The 15,696-nt window shown below is 39.5% G+C and carries 10 protein-coding genes; 4 read left to right on the top strand and 6 right to left on the bottom strand.

Annotated elements, in window-relative coordinates; genetic code table 11:
* Positions 1–3: 3 nt before the first annotated feature.
* Complete coding sequence (locus B2O97_RS08650; RefSeq protein ID WP_286767268.1) at positions 4–3,210, top strand: SusC/RagA family TonB-linked outer membrane protein; 3,207 nt, start codon at positions 4–6, stop codon at positions 3,208–3,210.
* A gap of 17 nt (positions 3,211–3,227) precedes the next feature.
* The gene (locus tag B2O97_RS08645) at positions 3,228–4,697 is read left to right on the top strand and encodes a RagB/SusD family nutrient uptake outer membrane protein (RefSeq protein WP_209579105.1); all 1,470 of its coding nucleotides are present in this window, start codon (positions 3,228–3,230) and stop codon (positions 4,695–4,697) included.
* Positions 4,698–4,767: 70 nt separating this feature from the next.
* Here B2O97_RS08645 and B2O97_RS08640 read toward each other — a convergent pair whose 3' ends face one another.
* The 6 genes from B2O97_RS08640 to alaS all read right to left on the bottom strand — a co-directional run bounded on the left by B2O97_RS08640 (position 4,768) and on the right by alaS (position 13,494).
* On the bottom strand, positions 4,768–6,171 hold the full coding sequence (locus tag B2O97_RS08640) for a M14 family zinc carboxypeptidase (protein ID WP_286767267.1): 1,404 nt from the start codon (positions 6,169–6,171) through the stop codon (positions 4,768–4,770).
* 1 nt (position 6,172) lies between these two features.
* Positions 6,173–7,228 (bottom strand): S66 peptidase family protein, encoded by a 1,056-nt coding sequence (locus B2O97_RS08635; protein WP_286767266.1) that lies wholly within the window; start codon positions 7,226–7,228, stop codon positions 6,173–6,175.
* A 9-nt stretch (positions 7,229–7,237) separates the two neighbouring features.
* The gene (locus B2O97_RS08630) at positions 7,238–8,575 is read right to left on the bottom strand and encodes a dihydroorotase (RefSeq protein WP_286767265.1); all 1,338 of its coding nucleotides are present in this window, start codon (positions 8,573–8,575) and stop codon (positions 7,238–7,240) included.
* Between the two features lie 239 nt (positions 8,576–8,814).
* Complete coding sequence (locus B2O97_RS08625; RefSeq protein WP_046672195.1) at positions 8,815–9,510, bottom strand: response regulator transcription factor; 696 nt, start codon at positions 9,508–9,510, stop codon at positions 8,815–8,817.
* 102 nt (positions 9,511–9,612) lie between these two features.
* Entirely contained in the window at positions 9,613–10,710 is a 1,098-nt protein-coding gene (locus B2O97_RS08620) for a TlpA family protein disulfide reductase (protein WP_286767264.1), read from the bottom strand.
* 168 nt (positions 10,711–10,878) lie between these two features.
* On the bottom strand, positions 10,879–13,494 hold the full coding sequence (gene alaS, locus B2O97_RS08615) for an alanine--tRNA ligase (RefSeq protein WP_286767263.1): 2,616 nt from the start codon (positions 13,492–13,494) through the stop codon (positions 10,879–10,881).
* A 421-nt stretch (positions 13,495–13,915) separates the two neighbouring features.
* Between alaS and B2O97_RS08610 the strand changes: the two genes are divergently transcribed.
* Both B2O97_RS08610 and B2O97_RS08605 read left to right on the top strand, forming a co-directional pair.
* On the top strand, positions 13,916–14,764 hold the full coding sequence (locus B2O97_RS08610; RefSeq protein WP_286767262.1) for a universal stress protein: 849 nt from the start codon (positions 13,916–13,918) through the stop codon (positions 14,762–14,764).
* Between the two features lie 10 nt (positions 14,765–14,774).
* Positions 14,775–15,617 (top strand): universal stress protein, encoded by an 843-nt coding sequence (locus B2O97_RS08605; protein WP_115047651.1) that lies wholly within the window; start codon positions 14,775–14,777, stop codon positions 15,615–15,617.
* Positions 15,618–15,696 lie beyond the last annotated feature (79 nt).

Below are 15,696 nucleotides of genomic sequence, written 5' to 3'. Positions count from 1 at the left end.
TTTATGAAACAACATGTGCTCACAACGTTGTGTCTCATAGCCTGTAGTTCGATGCAGTCTTTATATGCGCAACAGATCCAAATTGCTGGTAAAATAACAGACAGCAACGGAAAACCAATTAGCGGAGTTACAATTAATGTAAAAGGCGCTAACCAAGGAACCTCAACAAACGAAAATGGCCTGTTTACGCTAAACGCAAACACCAACGCGATATTAAGTATCTCTGCAGTAGGTTATAGTCCACAAGAAATTCAGGTCAATGGCCGAAAAACCATTAGTATTTCACTCAGCAGTGATGAACAGGCATTGGACGAAGTCATTGTCATTGCCTACGGAACGACTAAAAAGAGTACCTATACAGGTTCGGCAGCACAAGTAAAATCAGATGCCATTGATAAACAACCTGTCACTTCTTTTGAAAAAGCTCTTACTGGCCGTGTTGCAGGTCTGCAAATGTCAAATGGATCTGGTCAGGCAGGTGCAACTTCAGCTATACGCATTCGAGGCATAGGCTCTATGAACGCGTCGAACGAGCCACTCTATGTCATTGACGGTGTTCCAGTCATTTCGGGTAGTGTCGGACAGATGGGCGACTATATTGTCAATACGAACAACGTCATGAGCACATTAAATCCCAGCGATATCGAATCTATTTCTGTGCTTAAGGATGCTGCCGCTTCTTCCCTTTATGGTTCCCGCGCGGCAAACGGTGTCATCATCATCACCACAAAAAAGGGGAAAAACGGAGATCCAAAGATCAATGTCAAGTCCTCTATCGGCATTAGTCCTTCCTGGGCAACCAAAAATAATGAACCTGCTTCGGTACAGGATCAAATCAATATGCTCTATAGTGTTTTATACGACTCTAGAATAGCAGCTGGTCAAACGGCTGAACAGGCGAATAAAAACACCTTATTTCGCTTAAATTCTTTGGACTGGAATCCAAATTCGGCAAATTACGGTAAACCAACTTCTTCTTATGGTTTTGGTATTCATGGCTATCAATTCAGCACAGATGGAACCTCACAATGGGAAAATGTACATATCTCAGGAAAAACAGATGGTGTAGAGAATCGAGATGGTCAATATTATGACTGGAACAAAGCATTGTTTAGAACCGGGATATTCAACAGCAACGATATCTCGGTAAGCGGAGCAACAGAAAAAACCAATTACTATGCGTCTTTAGGATACACGCAAGACAAAAGCAGGATTATTGAGAATAACTTCGACAGAATCAATGGTCGGATTAATTTAACGCAAAAGATTGGGAAATATCTCGAATTTGGTTCAAACGTCAACTACGCTAAAAACAAGCTTATTGGGATGAATGACACCAGGAATACAGGAACAAATTACCTGTATCAAGCGAGTAATTTATTATGGCAGATGTATTGGCCAACTGATTATAAAACAGGTAACGAATATACAGCACGCTATGGTAGTCTCGCTTATAATCCGTTGTATTACAACAAGGAATGGGAAAACTCTTCGAAAACAAGTAAATTATCAGCTATAGAATCTTTATCATTAAAGCTGTTACCTGAACTTACATTGAAGACCATTTTCTCCTATGACAGAACCGAGGTCAAAGATCACATCTATTATAGCGCTAAACATTATAACGGTATGGCAGACAATGGCCGGGTCACAGAGGTGTCTACGTCCATTGAAAAATTGGTATCATCCACAACCGCCAATTACAACAAAAGCCTTGGCTTGCATAATATTGGGTTATTAGCTGGTTTCGAAGCTGAAAAAAACACGACTGATTTTATCCGTGCTACAGGTAAAGATTTACCATCCTCATCACTTCATACAGTCGCCACTGCAGGTATATTGGATGCGTCCGCCTATTCTTGGGGCAATAATATGATGTCTGTACTATCGCGGGCGGAATATAACTACGATGAACGCTATTTTGCCTCGGCATCATTTAGAAGGGACGGTTCATCCCGCTTGGCACCAGATCCTCGTTGGGGCAACTTTTGGTCTTTAGCTGCTTCCTGGAATTTGGCCAAGGAATCTTTTATTAAACAGATTGAGGAAATCAATAACCTAAGAATTAGAGGTTCCTATGGGGTAAATGGAACATTACCTACGGATCTTTTTGCCTGGCGCAATTTAACAAGTTATTCCAACAAATATATGACACAGCCAGGTGGTGGGCTAAATAATTTAGGCAATCCGGACGTAGCTTGGGAGAAAAATTACTCCACAAACGTCGCATTAGAATTTGGCCTATTCCACAATAAACTATTTGGTACAATTGAATATTTTAACAGAGACTCGAAGGATCTCTTACAGAATGTTCCGATCTCCACAATTACTGGTTTCGGCTCCATATTGCGAAATGTTGGCGAAATGAACAATAAAGGTATAGAGATTGAATTATGTTCAGATATCATTAAAAATGAAAATTGGAAATGGACATTAAGTGCAAATGCCGCAATCATCAGATCCAAGATTACAAAATTATATGGTGGACGAGATATCGTCTGGTATGATCCCACTGGTGGAGACGATAGAGCTCGATTTATTTATCGCGAAGGAGAATCGTCCTTATCATTCTTTGGTCTAGAATGGGCAGGTACAGATCAAACCAATGGCAAAAACGTCTGGTATACAAACGATGGCACTGATGGCGATTTTATCTTTAACGGAAAAGCGGCAAGTTATGATTACAAAAAAGCTAAACAAACCATCATCGGAAATGCTAATCCTAAACTATATGGCGGTATAAATTCTGACATCGATTATAAAAACTTTTCATTGGGATTGAACTTTGCTTATAAAATTGGCGGCAAACTTTATGATGCTACATCCAAAGATGTTGCCGATGACGGCTATTATTGGGAACGAATTCATGCCGCTTATTTTACAGAAAATAGCTGGTCACCTTCAAATACGGATGGAACTTACCCAATGGTTACCGGAAGAGATCTGGAAGATGTGAACCAGATCAGCAGTAGACAACTGTTTGACGCGTCATATCTTAGATTAAAAAACATTTCGTTGAGCTATAGATTACCAAATGATTTTTTAAAACGAGCTGGTATCTCCAATGCAAGGGTATTTTTCAATGGAAGCAATTTGTTGACCGTTTCGAAATACAAGTATATGGATCCGGAAGTTAACCAATTTGGTACGCGGGGCTGGGAAACACCATTGGCAAAAACGTACACTTTCGGTGTTGAATTTAGTTTTTAACGAAAAAAAACAGTATTATGAAAAAGCTTTTTATTGCCTCGTGCATAACAATATCATTAGCAATCAGCTCATGTAGCAATTTTTTGGATGTCACACCGACCAATATGGGGGACTCCAATACCTCCATCCAAACTGCTGCTGACGCAAAGGTTATTATGAATGGATTAATGAGTAAAATGGCAAATGTCGCCTACTATGGACGAAATTTCCCGCTCTATGCTGATGCCAAAGGGGGTGACTTTACGATTGCATCCCAGGGCCGCGGTTATGACTATCTTTATGTATTTAATCATTCGGCCTCTTCTAATCCCTATTCAAGCATCTGGACACAAGGGTTTCATACACTCGTGCAGATCAATAATCTTTTGACAAATATCGATAAACTAATCGCTGCCGGCTCGACAGAAAATTTTAATACGTATAAAGGACAAGCATTGACCGCAAGAGCCCTCATCAATTTTGATCTTGTCAGGTTGTACGGAAAACCCTACAACATGGAAAAATCTGCCCTTGGTATCCCTAATGTAACGAAAGTACTCGAATATAGCGCGCAGGAAAAACGTATCTCCGTGGAGGAAAACTACAAACAAATAGTACAGGATCTAAAGGATGCAGAGAGCTTATTGCCAAAATCCAAATCGGATGGATATTTCAATTTTTTCGCCAATAAAGCACTGCAAGCTCGTGTGTATCTCTATATGAATGATTATGATAATTCGTTAAAATCAGCGCAGGAGGTCATAGACTCCAAAGTCTACACATTGTATAGCAATGAAAACTGGGTAAAATCCTGGACAGGTATGTTTGGAACTGAATCTATTCTAGAATTGGGTGTCTATCCGAATGAAGCTGACGCAGGGACTAGTTCACTGGGTGCGATGTTCCGCAGAAAAGGACATGGCAGTACAGCCATATTGGGAAACTTTATAGCCGCAGATCCATTCTTGGCCAAACTTAAGAAAGACGAGACAGATGTCAGATGGGGTGTTATGGCGTACGATGAAGTCGGCACCACCCATTTAGGAGCGGTCTATAAATATAGCGGTAGCACAACGCTTGCTGGCGATAAAAATTCAACAGCAAATAGTACCGCTGTCAATATTAAGGTCATCCGTTTGTCCGAAGTATATCTTATCGCTGCTGAAGCTGCTCTACTAAAATCATCTCCTGACAAGGCCCTTGCAGCAAATTACCTGAATGCAATACGCCAACGCTCTCCCAAATTAGATGTTGCGACCTCAGGCACGATTACTTTAGATATGATTGCCGATGAGAGAAGCAAAGAGCTCCTTGGAGAAGGTCACCGCTTCTTTGATATGATGCGCTGGAACAAATCGATAACTTTTGATGATGATTTAGGAAATATAAGCACAACAAATAGACAAAAAACGATCGATAGAACCTTCTTTAAAACCATTCTTCCTATTTCACTGGATGAGATGAATGCAAACCCAGCTATAGCAAATCAACAGAATACCGGCTACTAGTAGTTTTAAAAAGAAAAAGGTCACAGCACAGGCTGTGACCTTTTTCTTTTTTGAGCTATATTAAGCATTCCTAACTTATCTGATTTTTATACTGCTGTTGCATTGTTTTTTTCAAATCGATCGCATAACCATTAACTACGGCGTAAATGTTCTTGCCTTCTTTACGAAGAAAAAAATCCGCTTGAGCTCCGAGAGCTAATTGTTGTGAAAATTCTATAGCTTTTTTAGTTAATACACGAATTGGAAGGTTATGCAAAAATTCTCCCGGGATCACATTTTCAATCATAACAGCGGCATAGCCTTTTTCAAGTAATCCCATCACGATGGTATCATCTAAATCGGTCAGGGAAGCAAATGGCTCCATATACATCTTGGCTGGAGCAAACTCCGTTCCTGCAACATCAATATCTACATAACCATAAAAATCCTGCAAATCGCCAATATCTTCAACAATACCCTCTACGTAGTAGTCAGAGCCTATCGTCTTTTCATTCTGCCGAATGGCAACATCGACAAGCAATGGTTTACCACTCCGCTCGATGGTCAAATTTCTCAGCAACACATCATGGAGCTTTTCATCATTGAAGGGAATTGTATCATAATCGGTAACCGAATGCTGTTTAAAGGATTGATCAGCAATTTCCTCAAATGCTTTTAACAAAGCCACGAAATTACATTTTCGGACCATCATTTTTTCGGTATCACCAACATAAGCTCCTGATTCAATTAAAATCGTCCTGGCGCCCCATTTTTGAAAATTATCACCGAAACCGCGCGGTGTATGCTCATCGTCATACCTTGCAACCGCCTTTGGAACAAATTCCTGAAGGACTTTATTTATTCCGACAATCACCCGCATCGCATCTCCCCGAGTTTCATTGATACTCCGCGCATAGTCATAGGCAGGTGCCAATAGGGAAATTGTCACTGGCATATTTGTTCCAGGAATGTTGTAGTAATTGTTTTGGTTATGCAGGTTAAAGGCAAAATCAGGTTTTAGCAACATGGCTTGCGCCTTCAATAAGGCCCCTTCCACTGTTGCTGTTGCCCTTGCATCTCTGTTCATATCCACATCCATGGCTGTCCTACGCTGAAACCGTTCGGTTCCATCAGGATTTAGCATCGGAATAAAATACAAGGTCACTTTTGATGCTATGTGATCTCTAAAGGCATCTAAACCATCATCTTTTCCGTTGAAAAAATTAAATAGATCAAACAAGGCCATTGTCGCCGTAGGTTCATCACCATGCATTTGTGACCATAAAAGTATCTTGATTGGCCCTTGTCCGTATTGTAGTCGAAAGATCGAACGATCTTCAGTGGACTTCCCAATTTCCGATACAGCAAAACGTCCAGTGCTCCTGATATTTTCTAATAATGGTAAAATATCAGCATGTTTAAATCTTCTATGCATCAAAGCCTTTTCTTCATATAAAGAAAAGGCTTTGATGAAATCAACTTTTACTAATTTCATATTAATCTTTTAATGCAGGCTCCATTAAAGCAATCGTTCCTTGCGAAGCATCTACACGGACTTTTGCTCCTACGGGCAAAATAAACTGTTCGGCAATATGCCCAACGACAGCCCCTGTATAAGCGGGTATTTTTAACGGTTTGATATAATCATTGAACAATTGGTCAAGTGTTACGGATCCATAGCCACCAGATGGTTTACAATTGGTGCACTTGCCAAAAATAAAACCCTTAATCGCACCCAGTACACCAGTATTTTTCAATTGACAGAACATACGGTCAACACGCTCCATATCTTCGTCGACCTCTTCGAGAAAAAGAATTTTATCTTTAAAATCTGGCAGATAAGGTGAACCACATAAGCCGGTCAACACGGTCATATTTCCACCAAGCAATACCCCATCTACTATACCCGGATGAATTGTGGCAATTCGGTCTTTGGTCTGTACAATGCTATCACCTTTAGACTTGGGGTTTTCAAATATTGCTGGCTGATTGGCTACAAACTGAGCATTGAAAGCCTCTGCAAGTTTCTTAGTCCAGGTACTGATACCCACTGCACCATGAAACGTTATAAGTCCTGTCTTGGCATATAATGCCAAAATTAATGCTGTTATATCTGAATATCCCAATAAAATTTTGGGGTTATTGGCGATCAGTTTGTAATCTAATCGATCTAAAAGACGTGATGTACCCGAACCTCCTCTGATGCAAACAATCGCTTTGACGGTCTTGTCTGCAAACATATCATGAATGTCTGCTATACGCTCCTGATCTGTACCGGCCAAATTACCGTAGCGGCTGCGTATATGTTTACCTTCTTTTACTTTAAAACCCAGTGTCTCAAATATCTCACGTGCAATGCTAATCGACTCTTCATCATCCAATACACCAGCAGGCGTTATTAAACCTATGGTATCCCCCAATTTTAACCTCGTTGCAAGCAAAGCAGCCTGACCGTACAATTCGTCTCTATCTCTGGTTGGCTGCCCCATTCCAAGTACAGGAATAGACAACAAGCTTAAAGCAATCGATTTTAGAAAGGCTCTTTTTTCCATTGCAAAATACTATCGGTTAAACAACAGACGTTCACCAGCACCTTTTTCAATAAGTTGTCCATTGGAGAAAGCAAGTTTACCTGATACGAGAGTATGTTCAATCGTTGAACTAAACGTGTGTCCCTCAAATGGCGACCAGCCGCATTTCGACAAGATATTCGTTTTCGATACCGTATAAGGTTTATTCAGATCGACCAACACAAGATCCGCCCAATATCCCTCACGAATGTATCCTCTATCTTCGATTTGAAACAATGTAGCCGTATTGTGCGCAGATTTTTGCACTAATTGTTCTAGGGTCATTTTTCCTGCTTTGACCATATCTAACAAGGCTTGCAACGCATGCTGTACAAGTGGTCCTCCGCTTGGCGCTGAAGCATAGGGCTGCGATTTTTCCTCCATTGTATGCGGAGCATGATCTGTCGCTATCACATCGATATGCCCATCTAATAAAGCTTTTAGAATTTGGTCGCGATCATTGGCTGTTTTTACCGCTGGATTCCATTTGATAAAATTACCTTTTGAAGCATAATCCTGATCAGAAAACCAAAGGTGATGGATACAAGCTTCAGCCGTTATTTTTTTATCCTTTAATGGAATATCATGACTAAATAATGCAATTTCTTTGGCTGTTGATATATGAAGGATATGCAAGCGTGTATTATGCTTTTTTGCCAATTCGACAGCTTTCGACGAGGATAAATAGCAGGCTTCCTCAGAACGAATCAATGGATGCATCTCAATTTTCAATCCATCCTCACCATATTTTTCCTTAAATAGGGCCAGATTTGCTTTTATCGTCGCCTCGTCTTCACAATGCGTAGCCACCAAGGTCGGAGCATTCGCAAAGATCCCTTCCAACGCTTTTTCATTATCCACCAACATATTCCCTGTAGATGACCCCATAAAAACTTTGATACCACAGACATCTCTTGGATTAGTTTTAAGCACCTCCTCAAGATTATCATTAGCCGCCCCCATAAAGAATGAGTAATTGGCCAATGCATTTTTTGCTGCAATATCATATTTATCTTGAAGCAACTGCTGAGTCAACGTATTCGGGACAGTATTAGGCATTTCCATGAAGGAGGTTGTCCCACCAGCAACTGCGGCGCGGCTCTCATGCCATATATCCGCTTTATAAGTTAACCCGGGTTCTCTAAAATGAACCTGGTCATCGATAAGTCCCGGTAGCAAGTGTAGCCCCTCAGCATTTATCTCCTGATCAGCAGGATGATTAATTTCCTGAGCAATCATTTCGATTCGACCATTGCTGATATATACGTCAGCAACCTCAACTTTACCTTCATTGACTAGTTGTGCAGATTTTATAAGAATAGATGACATGTTGAAATTTTTACTTTGCTTTAGGTCAAAAGTAAAGATTTGTTGCGGTGATATCAAGTCATCTCGAGAAAGAGTTCCCTATAACGATGGCAATTCCTTCACTAAATCCGCTCCTTTCTCTTATGTTAAATTGGAAACATCTGCCCCAGATTTGTCCAGATTTGGCGCAAGGCGAATCGTATAGAATCTATACTGCGGAAAGTTAATCAATAAAAAAAGAGGCCAAAGCCTCTTTTTTTTTATTCTTTATCAAATTTGTATCCCACTCCTTTTACAGTGGTTACATAATCGTCTCCTATCTTTTCACGCAGCTTGCGGATGTGAACGTCAATTGTACGGTTAGTCACAACAACAGAATCTTCCCAGATGCTCTTTAAGATCTGTTCACGCGTAAACACCTTATTCGGTTTTGAAGCCAATAAATACAATAGCTCAAACTCTTTCTTTGCAAGAACGATCTTTTGTTCCCCTTTGTAGACTAAGAAAGAATCTCGATCAATAACCAGATCGGCAATTTCAATTTTATCCTGAACGGCAGCATCCGACTCTTCGGAAGCATTTCTTCTTAAGATAGCATTGATGCGACTCATTAGCGCACGCGGTTTGATCGGCTTTGCAATATAGTCGTCTGCACCGACATGAAATCCTGCGATCTCCGAATACTCTTCGCTTCTAGCAGTCAAAAACACCATAAATGTACTTTTGAATTCAGGCATTGCGCGCATGATGCGACAAGCTTCAATTCCGTCCATCTTTGGCATCATCACATCCAAAATGATGAGGTCCGGATTTACTTGTTTGGCAACGTTGATTGCCTCTTCCCCATTTTGCGCTGTAGAGACCTGATAACCTTCACGATTTAAGTTGAATGCAATTAAATCCAAGATATCTTTTTCGTCATCAACAATTAAAATCTTTTGTTTCGAAGAACTCATTTGTCTTATTTTTTTGCTAAATTATAAACAAAATGATAACAATCAGTTAATCTAGTGTTACCAAATTATTAAGTAATATAATATTTAACAATAACACATTGATTACTTAATTGTTTTCTTCAAAAATGCCTCCAGCTCCTCTCCACGCAAGTTCTTTGCTATAATAATGCCGTTCGGATCGAGAACATATGAGGTAGGCAACGCTTTCACACGGAAATCAATGACAACCGGTGAGCTCCAAGCCTTCAAATCTGACACATGTGTCCAAGTTAACTTGTCATCTTCGATAGCACGCATCCAGGAACCAGGATTATCATCAAATGAAACAGAGAGTATGTCAAAGCCTTTACCATGATAGGTATTGTACAACCTAACGAGATTAGGGTTTTCCTGGCGACAGGGCATACACCATGAAGCCCAAAAATCCACCAAAGTATATTTCCCTTTAAAACTCGATAATTTAACTTCTTTGTTTGATGGTGTAAACGAAGTCAGTTCGGGAGCAGGTTGCCCAATTGCCATTTTTTTCAGTTTTTGGGTCTCCTCTTTAAACTGTGTCACGTACCTGTTCTCCGTAAATTCATTTTTTATTTTATCTGCATAGGTAATGATTTCATTTTCGGCTACTTCAGGATCTAAGGTCGAGATTGCATAAAAACCTGCAAGATCATTGTGCTTATTCGAGAAATCGACTGCTTTTTTTGTATATGTACGCAATTCTTCTGCAAACTTTGATTTATATTCAGCACGAATCTTTTCGATCTCAGCTGCTGTTGAATTGGCTGTCAGCTTAGAAAACACCGTCTGTAAGGAGTCCTGTAGATAATCGCGATAATTTCGCTCTTTGGCAAAAGGCTGTATCGTCTTTGACAATTCAGACCCATCCACTTGATAATCATTTACATCTTTATGAAGATCTGTCTTAAATGTGATCGTCTCCCCCGGAGAAGCAATTAAATCGTACCGATTTTTACCGACACGCAAGGACAACAATCTGGATTGGCTAGCAGGTCGTACGAACTGAAATTTGTTATTATCGCCAAAAAACATAGAATCCAGCTTGGTATCACCTTCATACAATGAAATAACTTTGATATTGCCAGGATTTTCGACATTTCCAGCGATGGTAAACTGTTCTTTATTTTGGCAACCCATCATCAAACCAACGATCCCTACTGCTAAAAAAACTGCCTTTTTCATCCGTTTATTTTTATTTGTTAAGTACCTATTCCCAATTACGCAAATGGCTTTGCTCTCTTTGATTCACGCTACATGTCACAGCTTAAAGAATCGTAAAAACGATCAGATTTATTCGGATCCTCCAAGGAAGAAGTCGAATAAATCCGATGGCTTGGTATTGTATAAAATTTATTTCAAGAAATCTATTGCTCGCTCAATTGCAACCTTTAATCCGGCAGGGTTCTTACCTCCAGCTGTTGCGAAAAATGGTTGACCACCTCCGCCGCCTTGGATATCCTTAGCCAAATCACGAACAATATGACTTGCGTTCAACCCTTTTTCTTTGGCCAATTCATCTGATATGACAACGGTCAAACTTGGTTTACCATCAAATTCAGCGCCGATAACCAGAAACAAGTTATTAACAGCCCCCTTTACCGCATAAGCCAAGGTTTTCACCGCCTCTGCACTCGGTAGATCGACGATTGTGGACAAGAAATTAATCTCGCCAACCTGCTGGATCTTTGCTTCCAGATCCGACTTTAATGCTAAGGATTTTTCCGTAATACTTTTCTCTACTTCTTTTTTCAAAGCGCCATTCTCATCGATGATTTTACCCAGTGCAGAAACAAAATCCTTCGGATTATTCATGAGCTCTTTCAGGTGGTGAACCAATTCGAAATGCTCACGGATAACAGCTGCAGAGCGAGTTCCAGTAATTGCTTCTATACGACGTACACCAGCCGCTACAGCAGATTCAGAAACAATTTTGAAAAAACCTATTTGCCCCGTTGCTGTAACATGTGTACCACCGCACAATTCTTTAGAATATTGATCTTCGAAGGTGATTACACGAACAAAATCGCCATACTTCTCACCAAATAGTGCTGTTACGCCCGAATCTAATGCCTGTTGATAAGGGACATTTCGTTCCTCCTTCAGTGGAATATTTTCACGAATTTTGGCATTGACAATATCTTCCACCTGTTTGATCTCCTCTTCTGTCATTTTTGCAAAATGAGAGATATCAAAGCGCAAAATATCAGCGTTGACCAACGATCCCTTTTGATTCACGTGACTTCCCAACACCTGCTTAAGGGCAGCATGCAACAAATGGGTTGCGGAGTGATTGTTTTCAGTATCGATTCTTTTGGTTTTATCGACCTGTGCAACAAATGTTCCTTTTAATTCCAGCGGCAATTTGTTTGTAAAATGTACAAATAGACCGTTTTCCTTTTTCGTATCTGTGATATAAATCTTTTCTCCAGTTTCTTCGGAAACCAATTCTCCCGAGTCGCCTACCTGACCACCACCTTCGGCATAAAAAGGACTAACAGAAAGCACCAATTGAAATTGCTCTTTATTTTTCGCAACAACTTTACGGTATTTAATAACCTCAGTAACGGCAGTTAACGTATCATAGCCTACAAATTCAAATCCTTCTTCATCATTTACCACAACCCAATCACCCGTATCTATAGCAGTGGCAGCACGAGAACGGTCTTTCTGAATTTGAAGTGCTTGGTTGAAACCTTCCATATCAACCGTTAAACCTTTTTCGCGCGCTAGCAATTCCGTCAAATCGATCGGGAATCCATAAGTATCATATAATTCAAAAGCAAAATCCCCGTTAATTACGCTGTGGTCCTCCACATAATTTTCAAAACGTTGGACGCCCGTAGATAAAGTTCTTAAGAATGAAACTTCTTCTTCCAAGATTACTTTCTGCACAAAATCCTGCTGCTGGATCAATTCGTCAAATACTCCGGCGAACTGAGCTGCCAATACAGGTACAAGTTCATTGATAAAAGGAGCCTTAAAGCCTAAAAATGTATACGCATAGCGTACTGCACGACGTAAAATACGACGGATCACGTAGCCAGCTTTATTGTTGGATGGCAGTTGACCATCGGAAATTGCAAAACTAACCGCACGAATATGATCAGACACTACCCGCATGGCAATATCAGACTTTTCATCTATACCATATTTTATACCTGATTTCTCAGCAATAAAATCAATGGTAGGCGTAAATACATCTGTATCATAATTGGAGGTCTTACCCTGTATACATCGCACCAAACGCTCAAAGCCCATTCCCGTATCCACATGTTTAGCTGGTAGCGACTGAAGTGAACCATCTTTCAATCGATTAAATTGCATGAAGACAAGGTTCCAGATCTCAATTACTTGAGGGTGGTCGGCGTTGACCAAACTCTGCCCTGAAGTCTGTATGCGCTCTTCCGTACTACGCATATCGAAATGGATTTCGGAACAAGGTCCACAAGGTCCTGTCTCGCCCATTTCCCAGAAATTATCTTTTTTGTTACCCAGGAGAATTCTATCTTCACCAATCCATTCTTTCCAGAAATCGAAAGCTTCCATATCACGTTCTAAGCCTTCCTTTGCATCCCCCTCAAAAATAGTGACGTATAAACGATCTTTGTCTAATTTATAGACTTCTGTCAACAGCTCCCAAGCCCAAGCAATAGCTTCTTTCTTAAAGTAATCACCAAAGCTCCAATTTCCCAACATCTCAAACAACGTATGGTGGTAGGTATCGATCCCTACTTCTTCCAAATCATTGTGCTTTCCGGAAACACGCAAACAACGTTGCGTATCGGCAACACGCGGAAATTTGATGGGTGCTTCACCAAGAAACAAATCTTTGAATTGATTCATCCCCGCATTGGTAAACATTAATGTCGGGTCATTTTTTACAACTACTGGTGCTGAAGGTACTATCTGATGCCCTTTACTTTTAAAAAAGTCCAGAAAGGCTTGACGAATTTCTCTACTTGTCATTTAATTATCTAAAAATATGTGCAAACTTACTCAAAATTGGTAGGTTATGCAATGTAGAATTCCATATATTGACCTTGAAACGACTGTTTTCTCTAAACGAGTAAAAATCAATATTGACTTTTCAAACAAAAAAATCAGGAGATAACATACAGACAATTAGGGTACACTTATTTTAGATGTGACAGAAATCACAAACTGATATTAAATACAACATTTTAAAAGTGTTATTCGTTATTCATATTTGTCTAAAGCTCGTCAAATTCAATACGTAAAACAACAAAAACTATTTGACTTAAGGTCATTCAAAATTACATTTGTTTTATTACATTTGATAGTAAAATAGGGAATCCAGTACACTTTCACGCACATTCCCTAAATGCAAAATAAAAAAGATTAGATTTTGTAGATTAAATTCCTTCTAATGAAAAAAAACATTCTACTACCGGTAGATTTTTCGGCTCATTCTAATAATGCTGTAAATTACGCTGTGGACCTTGCCCTCGAAAAGGGGTATTCACTCCATCTTTACCACAATTACACCTCGGCTTCTGCTGTATTTGAGGACGAAAATGGCCGTAATGAGACTAATTCTCCAACATTCAAAGCTGATATCCTTATTAAAAATCTGGCAGAATCCATAAAATTACAACATCCTGCACTTGAAATAACTACCCAATGTGAGCGTGGTATGATTACAGAAACACTACCGGAACTTGCCACTCCTGATCGATTTGATTTTGTTATCATGGGGACTAAAGGCATCACCAACGACGATAGTCAACTTATTGGTAGCACGACCTATGTCATTAGCAAAAAAGCTAAAATACCTGTCTTAGCCATCCCAACAGAAGCGTCCTTTACACGTATTGACAAAGTTGGCTTACTGTCTAATTTTAAAGAAGAAGAGGTACAGACCGTACAGGATTTTGTCAACATCATCGGCAAAGACTTTGAACTAAAACTTATGCATGTTCACTACGATCATTCATCAGAAAACAGAATCGAAGACAAGCTTGAAGTATGGAAATATAAGATCAAAAAATATATTGGTGTGACCAATATTGCTATTGAAGTGGATTCAATACAAGGTGACATTGAGGACTTAGATACGGTTCCGGAAGTGATTAATGAGATGATCCATGAGGAAAAGATCAACATATTATTGGTGACACGATCGAGGAAATCGTTCTTTGAACGTGTTTTTACGCGTTCCGTTGCAAAAGCATTATTTAGTCACCCCTTAGTTCCAATATTTTTTACTAAAGCATAACCTTATAGCCATGTCTAAACTATTAATACCAGTAGATTATTCCGAAAACGCACGAGTTGCCGCATTTTATGCAGCTCAAATTGCGACGACAACAAATGATGAGATTACACTCTTTCATTCGTTCACTTCGCATATCAACAAATTTGCAAATGCGAAGCATTTAGTAGACCCAACCGAGGGAGAAGCTCGTCATCAGATGGAAAAACTTGTAGCCGAACTTCTACAGGAATATCCTTCGCTTAAAATTTCTACCTTATTTGCCAACGGTATTTTGGCTGAAACACTGGATAAACAAGAGATAAAAGAGGTCTATCAAACGGTGATTATGGGTACAAAAGGAGTGACCGGACTTGAATCTGTATTGATTGGAAGCAATACATATGATGTCATTATAGAGTCAAAGATCCCTGTTCTAGCCATCCCAAAAAACGCGATTAAATTCAAAAATGACAACATCGCTCTATTGACAAATTTCAAACCCGGTGAACTTGAAGTGCTTAAACAAGCGATACCATTATATGGGAAAAATTTCCATTTACAGCTTATCCATATCAATAAAAACGAACTAGAAATCAATATATTAGGAGAAAAACTTGAAAACTGGATTGAACAGATTATTGCTGAAACTGGTATCGAGGATATTTCCTATATCATCAAGTCGCCAAGTTATTTTGCAGGTTCACGAGAGAATATTGCTAACGGTATCCATACCATTATCCGGGATGAAGATATCGATGTTATTTTGATTACAAAAAGCAGGAAAACTTTTTTTCAAAACATTTTTACTGAAAATATTGTTAAGCATCTGGCTTTTGAAATTGAGGTGCCAAACTTTTTTGGGCGAGTAGAGTAACCAAATAATTTTTGGCAAATTTATTGCAAGAGTGTTCAGTGAGTTAATTTAACAACAGTATTATAGTAGATAATTTTAC

It is taken from the genome of Sphingobacterium sp. UBA865 (assembly GCF_002295765.1).
In the GTDB taxonomy this organism is placed as follows: Bacteria; Bacteroidota; Bacteroidia; order Sphingobacteriales; family Sphingobacteriaceae; genus Sphingobacterium; species Sphingobacterium multivorum.
The sequence above is the reverse complement of the archived record's forward strand: the minus strand, read 5'-3'. Positions and strand labels throughout refer to the sequence as shown.

Bases quoted from the DNA above. Each gene is read 5' to 3' on its own strand.
- B2O97_RS08650 (WP_286767268.1), top strand. From the start codon at position 4: ATGAAACAACATGTGCTCACAACGTTGTGTCTCATAGCCTGTAGTTCG.
- B2O97_RS08645 (WP_209579105.1), top strand. From the start codon at position 3,228: ATGAAAAAGCTTTTTATTGCCTCGTGCATAACAATATCATTAGCAATC.
- B2O97_RS08640 (WP_286767267.1), bottom strand. From the start codon at position 6,171: ATGAAATTAGTAAAAGTTGATTTCATCAAAGCCTTTTCTTTATATGAA.
- B2O97_RS08635 (WP_286767266.1), bottom strand. From the start codon at position 7,228: ATGGAAAAAAGAGCCTTTCTAAAATCGATTGCTTTAAGCTTGTTGTCT.
- B2O97_RS08630 (WP_286767265.1), bottom strand. From the start codon at position 8,575: ATGTCATCTATTCTTATAAAATCTGCACAACTAGTCAATGAAGGTAAA.
- B2O97_RS08625 (WP_046672195.1), bottom strand. From the start codon at position 9,510: ATGAGTTCTTCGAAACAAAAGATTTTAATTGTTGATGACGAAAAAGAT.
- B2O97_RS08620 (WP_286767264.1), bottom strand. From the start codon at position 10,710: ATGAAAAAGGCAGTTTTTTTAGCAGTAGGGATCGTTGGTTTGATGATG.
- alaS (WP_286767263.1), bottom strand. From the start codon at position 13,494: ATGACAAGTAGAGAAATTCGTCAAGCCTTTCTGGACTTTTTTAAAAGT.
- B2O97_RS08610 (WP_286767262.1), top strand. From the start codon at position 13,916: ATGAAAAAAAACATTCTACTACCGGTAGATTTTTCGGCTCATTCTAAT.
- B2O97_RS08605 (WP_115047651.1), top strand. From the start codon at position 14,775: ATGTCTAAACTATTAATACCAGTAGATTATTCCGAAAACGCACGAGTT.